Source organism: Paenibacillus glycanilyticus (genome assembly GCF_023715145.1).
In the GTDB taxonomy this organism is placed as follows: Bacteria; Bacillota; Bacilli; order Paenibacillales; family Paenibacillaceae; genus Pristimantibacillus; species Pristimantibacillus glycanilyticus_A.
Genome location: NZ_JAMBNP010000002.1, coordinates 499701 through 518435, shown reverse-complemented (window position 1 = coordinate 518435; position 18735 = coordinate 499701). Strand labels below are relative to the sequence as shown.

18 protein-coding genes and 1 pseudogene are annotated in these 18735 nt (G+C 52.7%); 7 read left to right on the top strand and 12 right to left on the bottom strand.

Annotated elements, in window-relative coordinates:
* Positions 1 to 108: 108 nt before the first annotated feature.
* Both M3194_RS07585 and M3194_RS07580 read left to right on the top strand, forming a co-directional pair.
* Complete coding sequence (locus M3194_RS07585; RefSeq protein ID WP_251652819.1) at positions 109 to 1323, top strand: nitrate/nitrite transporter; 1215 nt, start codon at positions 109 to 111, stop codon at positions 1321 to 1323.
* A gap of 87 nt (positions 1324 to 1410) precedes the next feature.
* The gene (locus M3194_RS07580; protein ID WP_251652818.1) at positions 1411 to 2400 is read left to right on the top strand and encodes a lipoate--protein ligase; all 990 of its coding nucleotides are present in this window, start codon (positions 1411 to 1413) and stop codon (positions 2398 to 2400) included.
* A 109-nt stretch (positions 2401 to 2509) separates the two neighbouring features.
* Here the strand turns inward: M3194_RS07580 and M3194_RS07575 are convergent.
* The 6 genes and pseudogenes from M3194_RS07575 to M3194_RS07550 form a co-directional block, all read right to left on the bottom strand.
* Positions 2510 to 4068, bottom strand: a pseudogene (locus tag M3194_RS07575) (IS1182 family transposase).
* Positions 4069 to 4381: 313 nt separating this feature from the next.
* Positions 4382 to 5008: a hypothetical protein gene (locus tag M3194_RS07570; RefSeq protein ID WP_251652817.1), complete on the bottom strand. Its 627-nt coding sequence runs from the start codon at positions 5006 to 5008 to the stop codon at positions 4382 to 4384.
* Between the two features lie 23 nt (positions 5009 to 5031).
* The gene (locus M3194_RS07565; RefSeq protein ID WP_251652816.1) at positions 5032 to 5691 is read right to left on the bottom strand and encodes a LysE family translocator; all 660 of its coding nucleotides are present in this window, start codon (positions 5689 to 5691) and stop codon (positions 5032 to 5034) included.
* 9 nt (positions 5692 to 5700) lie between these two features.
* The gene (locus tag M3194_RS07560; RefSeq protein WP_251652815.1) at positions 5701 to 6459 is read right to left on the bottom strand and encodes a GNAT family N-acetyltransferase; all 759 of its coding nucleotides are present in this window, start codon (positions 6457 to 6459) and stop codon (positions 5701 to 5703) included.
* A 20-nt stretch (positions 6460 to 6479) separates the two neighbouring features.
* On the bottom strand, positions 6480 to 6782 hold the full coding sequence (locus M3194_RS07555; protein WP_251652814.1) for a hypothetical protein: 303 nt from the start codon (positions 6780 to 6782) through the stop codon (positions 6480 to 6482).
* Between the two features lie 19 nt (positions 6783 to 6801).
* Positions 6802 to 6999 (bottom strand): YwbE family protein, encoded by a 198-nt coding sequence (locus tag M3194_RS07550; RefSeq protein WP_251652813.1) that lies wholly within the window; start codon positions 6997 to 6999, stop codon positions 6802 to 6804.
* Between the two features lie 141 nt (positions 7000 to 7140).
* On the opposite strand from M3194_RS07550, the gene M3194_RS07545 reads away from it, so the two are divergent.
* The 3 genes from M3194_RS07545 (at position 7141) to M3194_RS07535 (ending at position 10615) form a co-directional block, all read left to right on the top strand.
* Positions 7141 to 8865 carry a DEAD/DEAH box helicase gene (locus M3194_RS07545; RefSeq protein ID WP_251652812.1) on the top strand — a complete coding sequence of 575 codons (1725 nt, stop codon included), beginning with the start codon at positions 7141 to 7143 and terminating at the stop codon, positions 8863 to 8865.
* A gap of 28 nt (positions 8866 to 8893) precedes the next feature.
* Positions 8894 to 10312, top strand: a complete 1419-nt coding sequence (locus M3194_RS07540) for an RsmB/NOP family class I SAM-dependent RNA methyltransferase (protein ID WP_285889161.1) — start codon at positions 8894 to 8896, stop codon at positions 10310 to 10312.
* 207 nt (positions 10313 to 10519) lie between these two features.
* Complete coding sequence (locus M3194_RS07535; protein WP_091188792.1) at positions 10520 to 10615, top strand: dihydroorotate dehydrogenase; 96 nt, start codon at positions 10520 to 10522, stop codon at positions 10613 to 10615.
* Between the two features lie 86 nt (positions 10616 to 10701).
* Here the strand turns inward: M3194_RS07535 and M3194_RS07530 are convergent, their stop codons facing one another.
* The 3 genes from M3194_RS07530 to M3194_RS07520 are packed head-to-tail and all read right to left on the bottom strand — an operon-like array spanning position 10702 to position 13900.
* Positions 10702 to 11499, bottom strand: coding sequence for a Cof-type HAD-IIB family hydrolase (locus M3194_RS07530; RefSeq protein WP_251652811.1), 798 nt, complete (start codon positions 11497 to 11499; stop codon positions 10702 to 10704).
* A gap of 30 nt (positions 11500 to 11529) precedes the next feature.
* The gene (locus M3194_RS07525; RefSeq protein WP_251652810.1) at positions 11530 to 12279 is read right to left on the bottom strand and encodes a pseudouridine synthase; all 750 of its coding nucleotides are present in this window, start codon (positions 12277 to 12279) and stop codon (positions 11530 to 11532) included.
* 1 nt (position 12280) lies between these two features.
* The gene (locus M3194_RS07520; RefSeq protein WP_251652809.1) at positions 12281 to 13900 is read right to left on the bottom strand and encodes an RsmB/NOP family class I SAM-dependent RNA methyltransferase; all 1620 of its coding nucleotides are present in this window, start codon (positions 13898 to 13900) and stop codon (positions 12281 to 12283) included.
* Between the two features lie 347 nt (positions 13901 to 14247).
* Between M3194_RS07520 and M3194_RS07515 the strand changes: the two genes are divergently transcribed.
* The gene (locus M3194_RS07515) at positions 14248 to 15576 is read left to right on the top strand and encodes an FAD-dependent oxidoreductase (protein ID WP_251652808.1); all 1329 of its coding nucleotides are present in this window, start codon (positions 14248 to 14250) and stop codon (positions 15574 to 15576) included.
* 63 nt (positions 15577 to 15639) lie between these two features.
* On the opposite strand, the gene M3194_RS07510 is transcribed toward M3194_RS07515, so the two are convergent.
* On the bottom strand, positions 15640 to 16215 hold the full coding sequence (locus M3194_RS07510) for a xanthine phosphoribosyltransferase (RefSeq protein WP_251652807.1): 576 nt from the start codon (positions 16213 to 16215) through the stop codon (positions 15640 to 15642).
* 66 nt (positions 16216 to 16281) lie between these two features.
* Between M3194_RS07510 and M3194_RS07505 the strand changes: the two genes are divergently transcribed.
* Positions 16282 to 16494 (top strand): hypothetical protein, encoded by a 213-nt coding sequence (locus tag M3194_RS07505; RefSeq protein WP_251652806.1) that lies wholly within the window; start codon positions 16282 to 16284, stop codon positions 16492 to 16494.
* Between the two features lie 38 nt (positions 16495 to 16532).
* Here the strand turns inward: M3194_RS07505 and M3194_RS07500 are convergent, their stop codons facing one another.
* Together M3194_RS07500 and M3194_RS07495 are read right to left on the bottom strand one after the other, a co-directional pair.
* Positions 16533 to 17492, bottom strand: a complete 960-nt coding sequence (locus tag M3194_RS07500; protein ID WP_251652805.1) for an acetylxylan esterase — start codon at positions 17490 to 17492, stop codon at positions 16533 to 16535.
* Between the two features lie 39 nt (positions 17493 to 17531).
* Positions 17532 to 18704 (bottom strand): glycoside hydrolase family 130 protein, encoded by a 1173-nt coding sequence (locus tag M3194_RS07495; RefSeq protein WP_397334297.1) that lies wholly within the window; start codon positions 18702 to 18704, stop codon positions 17532 to 17534.
* Positions 18705 to 18735 lie beyond the last annotated feature (31 nt).

The window sequence follows — 18735 nt, the reverse complement described above, 5'->3', positions numbered from 1 at the left end:
GGGCAGCTTGCGACCTTTTTTTATTGTACTAGAGATGGCTGAAAGCAGACTCTCGTCCCGGGAACGCATGTCTGCTATGCGGTAATAAATAATTGGAGGGAATTGGATATGAGTAACCCTACGTCTTTTTGGAAGAGCGGCCACAAGCCTTCATTATTTAGTGCGTTTATGTATTTCGATATCAGCTTTATGATCTGGGTGCTTATCGGTCCGCTTAGCGTCGTTATTATGGGAGATTATGAAATGACGGCAATCGAGAAAGCGAACCTTGTCGCCCTGCCGGTGCTCGGCGGCTCCATCCTTCGTCTTGTATTCGGTTTCCTTACCGATTATATCGGGCCAAAGAGAACGGGGCAGCTCGGCATGCTGCTTACGATGATCCCTCTTATCTGGGGTTGGAAATTTGTTGATTCCCTGTCTGATCTTCATATCGTTGCTCTTCTGCTTGGCGTGGCAGGCGCATCCTTTGCCGCTGCACTGCCGCTTGCCAGCCGATGGTACCCGCCGCAATATCAAGGTCTCGCTATGGGAATCGCGGGAGCAGGCAACAGCGGTACCGTCTTCTCTACCTTGTTCGCTAACCGGATTGCCCAGCATTACGGCAGCTGGGAGGTTGTCTTCGGCCTTGCTCTTATTCCGATTTCGATTGCTTTTATCGTCTTTACGATCTTTGCCAAAGACAGCCCGAATCAGCCCGCTCCAAAAAAGCTGTCTCAATATGCAAAAATATTAAAACAACGCGATACCTGGCTGTTCTGCATTATGTACAGCGTTACGTTCGGCGGATTTGTAGGACTCTCCAACTATTTGACGATCTTCTTCAATACCCAGTACGGATTGTCTGCCGTAAAAGCAGCCGACTTCACAACGCTTTGCGTCATCGCGGGAAGCTTCTTCCGTCCGATTGGCGGATACTTATCCGATAAAATTGGCGGCATTAAGGTTCTGATGATCCTATACACCGGCGCTGCTGTTATGCTCGCTTCGATTTCGAGCCTTCCGCCTCTTTATCTGGTCATTACCCTGTTATTCGCAGGGATGATGTGCCTTGGGGCGGGCAACGGCTCGGTATTCCAGCTTGTGCCGCAGCGGTTTGGCGATGAAATAGGCCTGGTAACCGGCATCGTTGGGGCAGCAGGAGGCATCGGCGGTTATGCCCTGCCGCTCATTCTTGGCAACCTCTATCAATCGACGGGTTCCTATACGCCGGGCTTCCTGATTCTATGCGGGATTGCGGTGCTCAGCGTGGTGATGCTGGCCTTTGCCCAAATGGACTGGAAGAAAACCTGGATTGGGGACGGCGGCAAAGCACGCAGCATGTAGGGATTATTTTGTTCCTCTCGCATGAAAAATCTTTCCGTGGGGGTTATAATGTGGGGAGTAACGAAATCTTGCGGAGGAGAATCACACATGCGGTTTATAGACAATAACAACATCACGGATCCGGCGCTCAATCTGGCGCTCGAAGAATATATTTTACGGTCCCTGCCGGAAGATGAATATCTGCTCTTCTACATTAATGAGCCTTCCATCATTATCGGCAAGAACCAGAACACCGTCGAAGAAATCAACGCGGATTACGTAAGGGAAAACGGCATCCATGTTGTACGCAGGCTGTCGGGAGGCGGCGCGGTCTACCATGACCTCGGCAACCTGAGCTTCAGCTTCATCATGAAGGATGACGGCAAGTCGTTCCATAACTTCAAGAAGTTCACTGAGCCGGTGGTACGCGCATTGCGCAAGCTTGGCGTTGACGCGGAGCTGTCGGGACGTAACGACCTGCAAGTTGGTGAACGCAAAATTTCCGGCAACGCCCAGTTTGCGACAAAGGGAAAAATGTTCAGCCACGGCACTCTCTTGTTTAATTCGGAGATTGAGAATGTCGTCTCCGCCCTGAAGGTAAACGCAGAGAAATATGTCTCGAAGGCGACCAAATCGATCCGCAGCCGCGTCGCGAACATAACCGAGTTCCTGCAAGAGCCAATGACGATTCAGGAATTGAAGCAGTATTTGCTGGACTCCATCTTCGAAGGCGAGCCGCAAATTCCCGTCTATGAGCTGACCGAGCAGGATTGGGCGAATGTAAGGAAGCTGGCTGACGATCGTTACCGCAGCTGGGAATGGAATTATGGCCGTTCCCCTGCCTTTAATGTACGCCAGACCAAGCGTATCGAGGGCGCTGGCACGTATGATGTCCGCCTGCAGGTCGAAGAAGGCAAGATCGTGGACGCCGCCGTCTTCGGCGACTTCTTCGGCAGGGGCGAGACCAGCGAGGTTACATCGAAGCTGATCGGTACGCGTTATGATGCGGAATCCCTTGGCGAGCTGCTGGATGAGATCGACGTGAACTTTTACTTCGGTCCTGTCACGAAGGAACAGCTGCTGTCTCTGATGCTGTAATTTCACTATGACGAAAAGGGGCTGTCTCAAAAGGTGGTCGCTCGCTAGAGAAACGGCTCGCATCAGTAAATTAAAGAAGTGAATTTCATAAAAATAGCGTTGCGGAGGGCTATCCCTGCAACGCTATTTTTTGATTTTGGTCCTTTACTGCTTTTTTCATTAAATTGTGGGCAAGCGAAAGCCACCCGACCTCGAGGCTAACTTTCGGCAAGCCTCGAAGCAGGAATCTGCGAAATCCACGGTTATTCTTGATTTGGCCAAACACACTCACCGGTTCGTGCATGCGTCGAACCGACAAGGCATGTCCGTCTTCGCTCTTTAATTGCTCCCGAGCTTGTTGTTTGAGGCGAAGATATTCCATACTGACCTTTATTTCTCGATCTCTTTGCGCTCTTGTACACCTATCCTTCAGCGGGCAGCCCTCGCAAGAGAGACTAAGATACACGCGAGTAGTGATTTCATATCCGCTCTCTGTGTTACTTCTGCTCTCATGACGGAACAGGAGTTTCTGACCTGCTGCACATGTCCAAGCATCCTCATTTTCGTCATACAACCAGTTCTCGAACTTGCTAATATCTTGTTTCCACGCTTTGGTGTTTTCTTTGTGGTAGGTATTGTATTTCACGAGCGCCCGTTGTTCTTCAGACTCCAGATAAGCATCGTTTTCTTCACTCCCATAACCTGCGTCTGCAATGATCGTTCCCGGCAATTGTCCGAAGGAAGCTTTCACTTTGTCCAGGTGTGGTTGGAGACAACGCGTATCCGTTGGACGTTGGTGGATACTATAAGCGAGGATGAATTGATCCTCTGTTCCAATCTGCACGTTATATCCAGGTTTCAGCTGACCATTGAGCATGTGGTCTTCCTTCATGCGCATAAATGTTGCATCCGTGTCGGTTTTGCTAAAGCTATTGCGGCTTCGGAGTGTTTCTTGCTGCCCTTCATATTTTTGTAGGCGAGGCAGAAGATCTCTCCGAACAAGGCGAACCGCTTTCTTTAATAGTTTGTCCTTCGGTTTTCCCTGCAGCTTGTTTTCTAACTGCTGAACAGCCTGCTCAAGCTTTTCACTTGTGATGGCGGAAGCCTCTCCGAACTCCGGGAGGTCCAGGTTATTCAAAGCTTGATCTTCCTGCTTCTCTGCCTCTTCAATGGCAGCGAACAAGGTCTGTACTTTCTCTTGCAACTTTACCTTCTGTTTGACGACAGCCTTGCCCCAGACAAAGGTGTAGCGATTGGCATTCGCTTCGATCTTTGTTCCATCCACGAAGTAATGGTCGAGCTTGACGTAGTTTTCATCGATGAGAAGCTGAAGCACGGAGGTAAAGACAGTCTCCAACACGTCTTTCATCCGTTCCGAGCGGAAACGGTTAATGGTGCGGAAATCTGGGCGCTGCCTAGCGGCAAGCCACATAAACATGATATTTTCGCGAACCGCTTTAGCGATTTGGCGAGAAGAGTAAATGCGCTGCGTGTAGGCATAGATGATACTTTCATGAGCATTTTGGGGTGGTAGCTGTCCCGGCCACCTCCAGGATAAGCTTTCGTGAAGAGATTCATATCTAAACGATTGACCGCGTCGTTGATGACGTGTACGAGATGATTTTCGGGGATATCTTCTTGCAAATCCATTGGCAAGGACAGCTGATCCATGGTATATTCTTTGTACATAAAGAAGCCTCTCTTTATTTAGAATGGTTGGTGGTACTTCTATTCTAACAAGGGTTGGCTTCTTTTTGTTTGAGCATTTCATGAACAGGGTAAGGACAGACGGAGCATTTAAATGATTCTGGAGAAGCGTCAGCGTTCGTTTTTGTGAAGGGATTCCAACCACCTTACCTCGTTGATTCAGAGGAATCCCTGAGCAATGGCGATCGGAAGAACATTTAAATGTGCAGTTTGCTGTTTAGCCCAGACAAAAAAAGGGGGTGTCCCATTGTCAATTTAATGACTTATGGGACACCCCCTTTTTTCGGCTGTGCAGCTATAAATCCAATGCTCTATAAATCTTTTTGATTCTTTTTCGTTGAGCCTCCGTCAGCTGCTCTTCTCTCTTATGCAGCACCTTCAAGAAATCTTCTTTATTCTCGGCCGTTACGGCAAGAAGCGCGCTTTCCGAGTGCTGCGGAATTTCTTTGGAACGGCAATTCTCCAGATGGCGGAGCAAGAAAGGAACAATCATCCGGTTATTTTCCTTGCTGACGGCTGCTAATTTGGAAAGAGTCAGAATACCTTTATCCATTGTGATGACCGATCCCGTTTTCATGGCGTCGATAAGTTGATGATAGTGTTCGATCATCGTTTCCGATGCAACATCCGCAATCGTCGACAAAGCCGTCATTCCGCCCCACACCATACGGTTGTCGCGGCTCTTCAGCAGCTCGATGAAAGTTAATGCATATGGGCCAATCAGCTCTGGTTGGAGCTCGCCAATCTCGTAAGCAACCTTGATGCAATCATGTTGAATCTTTTTATCCTTGCTAGACAGGTTGTCCATAATTTCTTGTATGCTTGCAAAATTCTCTTCGCTTGCTAACTTGCGTGCCAGCTCGATATTGGGCTCTTCATCATTACGGCTTAATTGAGAAGCCAGCAGCTTCACTACGGACATCCTAATCCCTCACATTGCCTGAATTAATGGCCAAGCACAAACTGCAGTCCGGACCAGAATACCCGGATCGCAAAATACACAAACAGCAGCGCGGAGAGCAGCGAGATGATTCTCACGAATTTCGCGCCTAGCGCTTTGCCTGCCCTTCCGCTGAGGAAAGCCATGCCAAACGACCATACTAGGCCCGCTGTAAAAAAGCCCGCGATAAATACAGCGATCGTATAGCGGCTGTCTCCGTGCACCTCGGCTACAATTGGCCCAGCCGAAGCCACGAACCACAGCATAACCGTAGGCGAGGACAACGCCGCTCCAAGTCCAAACAGGAAATCGGAAAGCCCTCGTTTTTGCCGGACCTCCCCGCTCCCCTCTCTCGCGTTCCAATCGATCATCTTCGGGTGAATCGACTCTCTGGCCATTTTATAGGCGAGCAAGAGCAGCACTATCGTTCCCGCAATCCATAGAATCCACCGGACAACCGTAATTTCCAATACGAAGCTAAATCCGATCATGGCGAGCGCGAGATAGGTCAAATCCCCAAAGCACGAACCAAAACCGATCATAAACGAAGGCTTGAAGCCGCGCTCGACCCCGGTTTTAATAATCGCCACGTTCACCATGCCAAGATCCAAACATAGAGATAAAGAAAATAAAAAGCCTTGTACAAATGCAAGCCATAATGCCATGTTGTTCGTTCACTCATCCTGCAATCTAGATTTTACCCGGTACCAATACTCGTATTGCGTCTCAAAACCAAATTTGTCATACAGTCGGTTTGCCGGTATATTGCCTTGTACCACTAACAAATAAGCCTTCTCTGTCCCATTTTGCTTAGCCCACCAAAAAAGCCTAAGCAACAGCTGATAGCCGAGTCCCCTGTTTCGATACCGCTCCGAAGTGACAATATCGTATAACCCGACATAGCCCTGCTCGACAACCCCTATCCCGCAAGCTGCCGGCACCCCATCCGCGTACAGCGTGATGAAGCACTGTCGGAGCGGCGAACCGGCAAGCATCTTGACGGTTGTTTCCCGCTGCTTCTCAGATAATCCGCTTAATGAAGCCAACTCGTCCAGCCAGCGTTCATTCACAAGCTCATCGAGTTGATATGCCGCATCCTCGGAAGGGGCCGGAATGTTTACCAGCGAAGCCGTCTTTACATAGACGGGATCTACGATCTTATAGCCCCGCTCATTTAACAGCGAATCCAGATGGGCTGGCTTTGCGAAAGGCGTAATTTTGAAAATCGTATCCATTCCGCGTTCCGCGTACACCTGCTCGCAGTGACGGATCTTCTCTGCAGCCTCGCTGCCGCTTTCATAAAGAGGCATAACGCAATTCGAACGCTTCGTATAGCCGTCTGCGAACCGAAGCAGCCAGCCGTCATAGACGATGGTCTGAAGCGACGGCCACGCGTTCAAGCTTAACTCTTCTATTTGTTGATTTGCATGCATCCTCGAACAGTCCCCTTCCTTTATAAGAGTTGAAACCTCTCCAGCTGTGACAGCAAATTCTCCTTGAGAAGGATCTCGCGCTGCTTGGGCCCAAGAAGATCAAAGTGAGGATATTCATCCCGCCGATGAATATATCTCGGATTCAGACCGTTATCCATGCACCACTGTGCCAGCTTGCCAAGATCCGAGCAGCCTACCTTGGTCACCGTCTTCATATCAGGAAACCGCCGGTCAACCCAATAATGCGTCAGGAACGCAATCTCCGCGCGGGCGACCGCTTCCTTCCACGCCGTCAATTCAGACCTGGAAATACCGAATGCCATCGTGCTTTCCGCTCCTTGCTCAAGAGTAAATATGTTTGACTCTTCCCACTTGGCCGTCCGTCAGACGCACCTTAATGCCATGCGGGTGAGTTGGTGAATTCGTAAGCAGATCCTTCACGATTCCGCGCGTCAGCTTCCCCGTCCGCTGATCCTGCTTCAGAACAATATCGACTTCCAGCCCGGGCTTGACCGAGGCGCGTTCCGTACCGTTACTCATTGTTGATCATTCCTTTGTTTGCATGTATGCTTAATAGCTTATGAGGCCCAGCATAGCATATGTAGGTGAAAGATGCACTTCTAGGGCACAACTGTTATACTAAACGTTAAACATGACCGATGAAATGAGGAAAATTTACAAATGTCAAATGAATTTATATCCATGGGCATTATCCCTGAGCTAACGGACGTTCTGCAGTCCAATGGCATTACGAGCCCAACTCCCGTGCAAAAGAAAGCGATTCCCGTCCTTCTTGCCGGACAAGACGTTATTGCCCAGGCTCAGACGGGTACAGGCAAGACCATCGCCTTCACCCTGCCGATTCTGCAGCGAATCGATGTCAATAAAGAGCAGGTTCAGGCGCTTATCCTGACTCCAACGCGCGAGCTGGCCATCCAGATTACAAGCGAGCTGAAAAAGCTTGCATCCGCCGTTGGCGCCAAAGTGTTGGCCGCCTACGGCGGACAAGACGTAGACGCGCAAATTCGCAAGCTCAACAACGCACCGCACATTGTGGTAGCAACACCCGGCCGTCTGACTGATCATATGAGACGGGAAACGATCAACCTGGGCAAGCTGAAGATGCTTGTTCTGGACGAAGCGGATCAAATGCTGCACATGGGCTTTCTGCCTGAAGTGCAAAACATCGTTGAACAGACGCCTCGCGCCCGCCAAACGATGCTCTTCTCGGCTACGATGCCGGACCAGATCAAACGCCTTGCCGAAAATTATATGAAGGTACCCGTTGATATTAAAATTCAAAGCGCAAACGTCACTTTGGACAATATCAAACAGCTGGTTATAGAGACGACTGACCGCGGACGCCAAAAAGCGTTAATTTCCATGATCGAATCGCAGCGTCCTTACCTGGCCGTTATTTTCTGCCGGACGAAGGTTCGCGCGAAAAAACTTAACAAGGATCTTCAAGATCACGGCTTTGAATCCGACGAGCTGCATGGCGATCTTACGCAAGCCAAACGCGAGCAGGTTATGAAACGCTTCCGCGACGCAAAGCTGCAAATTCTAGTCGCAACGGACGTAGCTGCGCGCGGTCTCGACGTAGAAGGCGTTACGCATGTATTTAACTACGATGTACCAACCGACTCGGAGATTTATATTCACCGGATCGGCCGTACGGGCCGTGCCGGACAACGCGGCATTGCAATTACAATAGCATCGCCTTACGACCGGGCGGCGGTTGCTCATATCGAACGCAGCATCAACGCTATTCTTGAGCGCCGTACCGTGGAAGCAGACGGAACGATTGTGAAGAGCAACACCCCTCGTGCGGGCAGCGAAAGCAAAAGCTACGACAAAAAGCCGGAACGAGGAGGCAGAGGTCGAGGCAGCCGCGATTCAAAACCGGCGCAAGGCGGACGCGGAGGCAGAGGCGAGCGCAATGAGCGCGGCGCGGGTGCAGGCCGTGCGCAAGCTGGCGGACGCGGCAAGCCGGAACATGCCGCTGTCAGCGGCAACACCGAGGGTAATCCGTGGGAAGCTGCCGGCAACGAACGCGGAGGCAGAGGCGAGCGCGAATACGGTCGCGGAGGCAGAGATTCACGCGGGGCTAACCGTGGCGGACGCGGCGAGCGCTCCCAAGGCCAAGGCCAAGGCGCTTCGCGCGGCAATGCACGCACGGCAGCAAGCGGCGGCAGATGGGAAGGCCGTCCTAACAGCGGCAGCGACTCGCACAGCTCGGGCAGCAATGGCCCGCGCGGCGGCAGAGATTCGCGCGGAAGCGGCAACGCGCCTCGCGGAGGCGGAAACGCACCGCGAGGCGGAGGCCATGCGCCACGCGGAGGTAATGGTCCCCGCGGCGGCGGCGGTTCCCGCGGCCCTAGTCAGGGCGGACGCCGCGGACGGTAACAGATAAGCATAAAGGAGTTGCGGAACATTGAAGAACGTGCAGCTGCCGGAAGCTTACGTCCGGCAAATGCAGGCTCTTCTCGGAAGGGAAGAAGCCGAGCGGTTTCTTGACAGCTACAATGATGCCCGTGCCTACGGGCTGAGATTTAATCCTTTGAAATGTCGACAACCGATCGGGAACCATGCGGCTGCTCTCGAGCAGCCTTTTCATTTGGAGCCCGTACCTTGGTGCAAGACTGGTTACTATTACGATGAAGCAGCAAGACCGGGCAAGCATCCTTATCATGCAGCCGGCCTGTATTATATCCAGGAGCCATCGGCTATGTCGGCCGCCGAGCTGCTGGACGCCCAGCCGGGAGAAACGATCCTTGATTTCGCAGCGGCTCCGGGCGGCAAGACAACCCAAATCGCCGGCGGCATGAATGGCGAGGGCTTGATGATCGCCAACGAGATTCACCCCGCACGGGCAAAAATTCTTAGCGAAAACGTGGAGAGGCTAGGCATCCGCAACGCGGTAGTGACGAATGCGGCTCCACAGGAGCTGTCAAGGCGTTTTCCTGCCTTCTTTGACCGGATCATGCTGGATTCGCCTTGCTCCGGCGAAGGAATGTTCCGCAAGGATGAAGATGCGGTATCGGAATGGTCCGAAGCTCATGTCTCCTATTGCGCCGAACGATCCTCCGAGATTTTGGAGCATGCGGCCATCATGCTCAAGCCCGGAGGCATACTGGTCTATTCCACTTGCACGTTTAACCGCGAAGAGAACGAGAGGACAATCGAGCAATTTGCGGCGAAGCATCCCTCCTTCCAGATCGAACGGATCGAGCGGTTATGGCCCCACCAGGTCCGCGGCGAGGGACATTTTGTCGCGCGGCTCCGCAAAGCCCCGGATGAATCGCGGCTCCCGGCAACGGACAGCAGTGAACCGGATGAGAGGCACCTGCGAAGCGGCAAAGACAAACGCCGAGAACGCGACAAGCGCACAGCAGGGCGCGCCAAGCCGTTGACGGCTGAGCTGGCGTTGTTCAGCAGCTTCGCCGAGCAGGCGCTGCCCGGCTTCACGCTTGGCCTTGGCGAGGCGCTCCGCTTCGGCGACGCCCTCTACTGGCTTCCGCATCAAGCGAGCGGCAGCTTTGGCGCCGCGGATCTTGATGGACTCAAAGTCGCGCGTCCCGGCCTCCATCTGGGGGATATCCGCAAGAACCGGCTGGAGCCGGCACATGCGCTTGCTCTTGCTGTTCGTTCGGATGCTGCCGCATGGGTGCAGAGCTATGCTCCGGATGCGCCCGAAATTGCCGCCTATCTGCGCGGAGAGACGCTCCCGGCAGCAGGCGATGCCAGCGGCTGGGGCCTTGTAGCCGTTGACGGACTTCCGCTCGGCTGGGCCAAAGCAAGCGGCGGTCAACTAAAGAACCACCTGCCGAAAGGTCTTCGCCGATTCACTTAATGGACGCGGCGAGTGTCCGGTATCCTGCCGAACGCCGCCTCCTGCAAGCTTTTCCTTCTGGGTAGCTACCCAAATGTGTTTGTATCGTGACAGGAGTCCATTCGAAACAGGGCGTTTCACAATACAATACTGTATACCGAACAGAGGGCGAATGTACGCGAGTGGCAGCAGCCTTCCAGCGGAATATAATCACAAGGAGGAATTAGCATGTCTGGCGTGTATGGAGGCGGCGTCAATACGGTAGGTTTCATCCTTGTCCTTTTCATTCTTCTGGTAATCATCGTTAGAGGAGTTTGGTTCTAAGGACTAGGCACCAAAACCAATAAAGAAGGGGCAGCCACCCAAGGTCTATGCGACCAAGGGGGCTGCCCCTTCCTACGTTTAACCAATCAGATCCAGGCGAACTCGCGCAAAGCATGCGCAACGCCATCCTCGGCGTTTGAACGTCCTACCACATCCGCCGCTTCTTTCACCCCATCCGGAGCGTTGCCCATCGCAATGCCGCATCCGGCAAACTCCAGCATGGAGATGTCGTTGTAATAATTGCCGATGGCGAGGATCCGGCTGCGGTCAATCCTCTGGCTGCGCGCAAACTGCTGCAGCGCTCTGCCCTTGCTTGCCTCCGGATGATGCACATCAATAAAGAAATCTCCGCTGCGGATGGTAAGGAGGGATGGCGGCCATTTCTCCCAATCCTCCTGCACGCGGTCCATCGTATCCTTGTCGCCAAATACCGTAAACTTCACTAGTCCGTCCGGCAGCTTTACGCCAGGTCCCAAGATCGAAGGGGCTGCATGGAACTTGTTATACATTTCCGTCAGCTCGGGCGTCAGCGATTCAACCATCATCTCAAAAGCTGTATTAACGTCAAAATGAACTTTGTTCTTCCTGCAATATTCAACAAACGGCTCAAGCAGATGCGGTGCAATCTCATATTGATGAATGAGTCTTCTCGTGTCCGAATCCACCGTTGCTCCGCCGTTATGCGTAATGATCGTACCGCTTAGTCCCAGTTCTTCGAGAACCGGAAACACGCTTACCGGCGCACGGCCCGTGCATAATACAATGCCGGCCCCGCGTTCGGCGGCTTCCCGCACGGCTTCGCGCGTTTTGCTTGTTAATTGATGATCATCGGTTAATAACGTGCCGTCTACATCAAGCGCAATCAAATCATACTGCAATGCCATACGATTCTCCCCATCCTGTTCTCTATTTGTTTATTCCGAGTGCCGGTGAGCGCGCAGGAGCGCAACTTCCTCATCGGTTAATTCGCGGTAGGTCCCTTCCTCCAGATCCGCATCCAGTTCAAGCGGTCCCATCGAGACCCTCTTGAGGTACACGACTTTTTTGCCAACCGCCTCGAACATCCGCTTCACTTGATGGAACTTTCCTTCCATTATCGTAAGCGATATAGCCGAAGTTACGCCACCCTCGGATCTGTCTCTTTGCAAAATCTTTAAATCTGCCGGCATCGTCACGTAACCGTCGTCCAGCGTGACGCCCGACTTGAATTGCTCCTGATCCTCTCCGCCGACATCCCCTTGCACAACCGCCTCATAGGTTTTCGGCACATGCTTGCGAGGTGACAGCAGCTCATGCGCAAGCTGACCGTCATTGGTTAACAGCAGGAGCCCAACCGTGTCCTTATCCAATCTGCCGACGGGAAATGGCTCCATTAACTGATCCTCCGGCTCAAGCAAATCAATGACTGTCCGTTCGCGCCGGTCTTCCGTCGCGGAGATGACGCCGGGAGGCTTATTCATCATCAAATAAATCACTTCACGGTACGAGACCCGCTCGCCGTCGAAAGCAACCTCGTCCACCTCAGGATCAACGAGCAGGCCGCTGTCTTTTGCCACTTTGCCGGCTACCGTTACTTTTCCCTGTTTCACCAATTTCTTGATCTCGCTTCGCGTACCGTAACCCGTATGGGAAAGCAGCTTATCCAGCCGCATCTTCTTCCCCATCTTACATCCACCTCCAGCCGGCCGGCAGCTCGTTCTTCAGCATCCCGTCCCCCGAATATTTGCCCCACCCGATCGGATAGCCGTCTGTACATACAAGAACGAATCCTTTCAATGGCTGAGGCGTCTTCACTGCCTCCTGATGAACCGTTATTTGAGCTGGTTCAACGAACAGCGTTTCCCCCTTCAAATAACGAATCACATTTGGATCATCCGAACGGAAGTCCAGCGAGCGCGCAGCTTCCAGCTGCCTGAGTCCCATGGCAAGCGCCTGTGAAGGTTCGAATTTATTCCGCCCCGCTTCGCCTACATACCAGCCCGCGCGCACAACGCGCAAGCCGTCCAAGGAAGGCAAGCCGTCCGGCTGCAGATATACACGCGAACCAAAGCAATGTACGGATCCCAGACCGGCAAACGCCGCCGACAGCTCTCGTTCTGCAAACGCATGCCATAACCCCGCCGGATCAACGGACTCGGCTTGTCCTCTGCCGGAACGCCGGCTCGAATCCGCGGCTGCCCTGTTCAGCCTCCCATTGTCCTTCCCTTCGCGGCTGCTCCGCTTCTCGGCTGCCCGCAGCGCGGCACCTGCATTGCCTTTTACTTTCTTCCGCTTCACGTTCTCCTCATCAGCTTGAACCGCATCATTACTATCCGCGGGAGAAGCTTCAACTGCGGCGGAACCTTTCCGGGACAAGACGGCTGCATAATGGCCTTCTCCTTCAATATGGTGAGGCCATAGCCTTACCGTGCCTTCAAGCGAAGTCAATTGCTCTGCGGTCAGCTCTTGTCCCGCTTCTCCCGCCCATTGCGGTTGTCCTTGCTTCCAGCCATAACGATGATCAACCGGCAATACCTCAAAGTCCGAGTATTCGGCAAGCAGCTCAGCGATTTGGGCTTCATTCTCTTCCGGCGAGAAGGTACAGGTCGAATACACCAGCAGGCCTCCCGGAGCAAGCATGGCTGCCGCATCGCGCAAAATATGCCGCTGCATCACCGAGCAGCGCTCGATCGAATGCTTCTCCCATTCCGCAATCATCGACTCGTCCTTGCGGAACATTCCTTCACCCGAGCAAGGCGCATCCACGAGAATGCGGTCGAACCATCCCCGGAACACCGGCGCAAGCGCCGATGGCTCTTCGTTTAGCACGACCGCGTTGCGGACACCTGCCAGCTCAATGTTTTTGGCAAGCGCCTTCGTCCGTTCTCTGGCATTGTCATTGCTCACCAGTACACCGCTGCCCTGCAGCTTGGCTGCAATCTGAGTCGATTTGCCGCCGGGAGCTGCACATAAATCCAGCACGCGATGTCCCGGGCGGACATCCAGCAGCTCAACCGGTGCCATTGCGCTTGGTTCCTGAATATAGTATAGGCCGGCATGATAATGCGGATGCTTGCCCGGACGCGCGCCTTCTTCATAATAGAAGCCGTCGGGCGCCCATGGAATCGGACGCACCGATTCTCCCATCGGCGATATGTCCTTCCACTCCTTGGCGTCCAGTTTCAGCCGGTTAATCCGGATACCATATACCCGCGGATCCTCGTAGGAGGACATGAACCGGTCGAACTCTTCCCCAAGCAGCGATTTCATCTTTGTCGTAAAAGCAATCGGCAAATAGCCGGACATCTGGTCATCCCCTTGCAAGCAGCTAATATACGTTAGAAATATAACATCGAGTATACTCCAATGCACCTATAATTCAAAGATCCAACCAACATTTCGTCTGCGTCTTTCATTTGTGATCGATATGTGAAATTAATCACAACCCCTTGTCAATTTCAGAAATCTGGCATATGATAAGAGCAACAAGAGATTGTGAATTAATTCACACAACAATTTGCCTGCAACTCCGTTGAGTCAAAAAAGGAAGCCGCCGCCGACTTAAATGCCATTCCCCTATCCAAGGTCCGCTTCCTTTTTTCGCACTAAAGTATGTGAATTATTTCACAGGAAAATCCAAGGAGGAAACTATTATGAAGATCGCTGTTATTGGATGCACGCATGCAGGTACCGCCGCTGTAACTCAGATGGCTAAGCTTTATCCCGAGGCGCAAATTACGGTCTATGAGCGCAATGACAACGTATCGTTCCTCTCGTGCGGCATCGCCCTTCATGTCGGCGGAGTTGTACAGGACGTGAATAAGCTGTTCTACGCATCGCCTCAGCAGCTCATGGACATGGGCGTTCAGATGAAGCTGCGCCATGATGTGCTGGAAGTCCACACCGAAGCAAAAACGATTCTGGCACGCAATCTCGCAACGAACGAAGAACAACTCGACAGCTACGACAAGCTTGTTGTGACAACCGGCTCGTGGCCGATTATTCCGAAGCTGAAAGGCATGGAGCTTGAGAATATCCTGCTGTGCAAGAATTACAATCATGCCCAGACCATAATCGAGAAAGCAAAACACGCTGAACGGATTACCGTTATTGGCGCAGGGTATATCGGCATCGAACTTGTCGAAGCCTTTGAACAGCTTGGCAAGCAAGTGACGCTTATTGATAATATGGACCGGATTCTATACAAATATTTGGACCGCGAATTTACGGATGCTACCGAGCAGGAATTGCAGCAACGCGGCATCGAGCTTAAGCTGGCTCAGACCGTTACCGGCTTCCATGGCGAAGAAGGCCATGTCGCCAAGGTCGTGACAACTGCAGGCGAGTACGAAACGGATCTGGTTGTCTTATGCATTGGCTTCCGCCCGAATACGGATCTGCTCAGAGGACAGATCGACATGCTCCCTAACGGCGCCATTGTCGTAGACGAGTATATGCGCACCAGCCATCCCGATGTTTTCGCTGCCGGCGACAGCTGCGCCGTCTTTTATAATCCGACGCACAAGCATGCATACATTCCGCTCGCAACCAATGCCGTCCGGATGGGCACGCTGGTTGCCCGCAACCTGTTGGGACCCACCGTCCGTTACATGGGCACCCAAGGCACTTCGGGCATCAAGATTTACGAACAAAATATCGCCTCGACCGGATTAACCGAGCTTGCCGCCCTTGATGCCGGGTTAGACGTGAAGACCGTTACCATCGAAGACAATGACCGCCCCGAATTTATGCCAACCTATGAGAAGGTGCTCCTCAAGGTCGTCTACGAAGCCGACACCGGCCGGATCGTTGGCGCCCAGGTGATGTCGAAGGATGATCTGACGCAAGCGATTAATACAATGTCGGTCTGCATCCAGAACGGAATGACAATGAACGAACTGACCTTTGTCGACTTCTTCTTCCAGCCTCATTACAACAAGCCATGGAACCTGCTTAATCAGGCTGGCTTGCAGGCAATGTGATACAAAACGAAAAACTTGCGAATGCAGCCTTTAAGGAGCTTTCGCAAGTTTTTTCTTTTATCTCTATTCCTTTACAAACTGGATGCCGTCAGGAGACAATACAGCGATGCGGGCGAGCGAATCTACCCGGTAGCCTGCTTCCTTCAGCCTGTCAGCCCCAGTCTGGAATGACTTCTCGATCACGATGCCGATCCCGGCCACGCTTGCCCCTGCCCCTTCCACAATTCTCGCCATTCCGAAGGCCGCTTCCCCGTAAGCGAGGAAATCGTCAATAATTAGCACCCGCTCCCCCGCCGACAGGAACTTGCGCGAGATTGCAACCTCGCTCTTCACCTGCTTCGTGAAGGAGTACACCTCCTCGATATACAAGTCGTCGCGAAGGGTAAGGGACTTTTGCTTGCGGGCAAATACGAGAGGCACTTGCAGCGCAAGAGCTGTCATCACGGCCGGCGCAATGCCCGATGATTCCAACGTCAATACCTTCGTTATGCCTTCTCCTTCGTACGCAGCCGCAAAGTAATGCCCAATCTCCAGCATTAACTGCGGATCCACCTGATGATTAAGGAAGGAGTCCACCTTAAGCACCGTTTCACTTAGCACGATTCCTTCGTTTCGAATCTTATCCTGCAATGCTTTCATTTCTTCCGTCAGCCTCCTGCCCATGATCATACTTCTCTTTTATATTGAGACTACCCGGAAACGGGCTTGTTCGCAAGCTTTTCTAATGCGCCGCCGGTGCTCCGGCCGGTGCAATTAACGGAGGAAGCCCCGGCATTGCTTGCCGAGGCACGCGCATCAAGAGAGGCGTTCTTCAAGGAGCTGCTGGCGGATTGGAACGAGGAAGAAGTGCGGAGCTTCGGGAGCCTGCTGCTCAAGTTTAACGAAACGGCCGAACAGAGAATCCGCTCAAGAAACTAAGAGGAGGCTGTCCGCGATGGACAACCTCCTCTTCTCCTCTACAGACCCAGCATGAACTGAATCGTACGGTCGGATACTTCCGGAATATGCTCGTGTCCGAAATCCGGATAGATATCCGCCGATTTGGGTGCCGTAATATTGTTGTACGCGGCAAATTGGGTAGACGGCGGACAAATCGTATCCGCAAGACCTACGGTCATCAGCACTTCCCCTTTAATTCGGCAGGCCAAATGCTGAAGATCGATATAACCCAGCTTCTCGAAGATTTGTTCTTCCTGCTCATGCCGCGGGTCAAAATGCCGGAAGAAGGTTCTCAGCTCGGCATAGGCATCCTTCGCCAAATCCATCTCCCACACCCGTTTATAGTCGCACAGGAACGGGTAGACGGGCGCAAGCCTCGCGATTCGCGGCTCCAGCGATGCGCAGGCCAGCGTCAAAGCCCCGCCTTGCGAGCCGCCAATGGCTCCCACCCGCGCCGCGTCAACCTCCGGCATGTTCATGGCAATCCCCGCAAGCTGAGCGGTATCAAGGAAAATGTGCCGCATAAGCAGATTGTCGGGATGATCATTCAGCCCCCGGATAATATGGCCGTTATGCGTGGTTCCTTTTACTCCGCCCGTATCCTCCGACAGTCCGCCTTGTCCGCGGCAATCCATCGAAAAGACGGAATAACCCAATGCCGCATAGGTCAGCTTGTCGGACCAATCGCCCGAGTTCCCGGTATAACCATGAAATTGAATAATGGCGGGATGCGACTCGGTAGCATGTTTCGGCCGGACGTATTTGGCATGGATGCGTGCCCCCCGTACGCCTGTGAAAAACAGGTCGAAGCAATCGGCAAACGGCACTTGAAAGCTGCTTGGCGATAGTTCAATTTGGGGGTCTACGGCACGCATTTCCTCGAGGGCGCGTTCCCAATAGGCATCCAGATCTTCCGGACGCGGGTTACGTCCTTTATAGCTGTACAACTGCTCCAGGGGCATATCAATTAGCGGCATAGATCTTATCCCTTTCTGTTAGCCCTGCTTCATCAGGACTTATTGTCTTAGAAAGCGGAATTCCGGACGCTCCATCAGCTTCAGATTACTTGCGATCAACTCGTTACGCTGCTGCACGGAGGCATATGAACGAAGAGGATCCGCGGGGGTATGTACGACATAATCGATCAGCTTCTCTACCGTCGTGACCGCTACATGGCAGCGCGTATCCGAGGAAGCGTAATACATGTACACATCGCCGTTATCTCTGGCAATCAATCCGTTGGTGAACACGACATTCGAGACATCGCCAACCCGCTCTTCGCCTTCCGGCGCTATCAAATGACCGCCAGGCGCATAGATCACCTTGCTTGGGTCATTCAAATCCGTCATAAACGCATAGATCACATAACGCAGTCCCGCTGCCGTATTCCGAACGCCGTGGGCAATATGCAGCCACCCTTTATCTGTCTTGATTGGCGCCGCGCCTTGTCCGTTCTTCACTTCCTTGATGGTATGGTATATTTTCTCATCCACAATCGTTTCCAACTCAATAGTCGCATGCTCGATGCTTGTTGACAAGCCCCAACCGATCCCTCCGCCCGATCCGGCATCTATAAAGCCGTCCTGCGGCCTGGTATAGAACGCGTACTTGCCGTCCACGAATTCGGGATGAAGCACGACATTGCGCTGCTGCGGAGAGGGAGTCCGAAGATCATCAAGCCGTTCCCAATTCCTTAGATCCCTTGTTCTGACGATGCCTGCGCTGGCTACCGCGCTGGATGTATCGCCCTTTTTAGCTTCGGGATCCTTCCGTTCGGTGCAAAATACGCCGTAGATCCAGCCGTCCTCATGCTTTGTCAGCCGCATATCGTAGACGTTAACATCCGGATTCTCCGTCTCCGGCAAGACGACGGGGTATTCCCAGAATGCAAAGCCGTCAATGCCATTATCGCTCTCGGCGACAGCAAAGAAGGATTTGCGGTCGTTCCCTTCCACGCGGACGATCAGATAAATCTTCCCGTCCAGTTCAATTGCGCCGGGGTTAAAAGCCGCATTTACTCCGATTCGTTCCATGAGATGCGGATTCGTCTCCGGATTTAGATCATAGCGCCAATAGATCGGTGCATGAGCAGCCGTCAGTACCGGATTCTCATACCGGTCATAGATTCCGTTTCCGCCGGCTTTTATTACATTTGGTCTGGCCAGAAGCTCTTGATGCTCGGCATGCATACGTGTTAATTTATCCATAAAATTCATAATG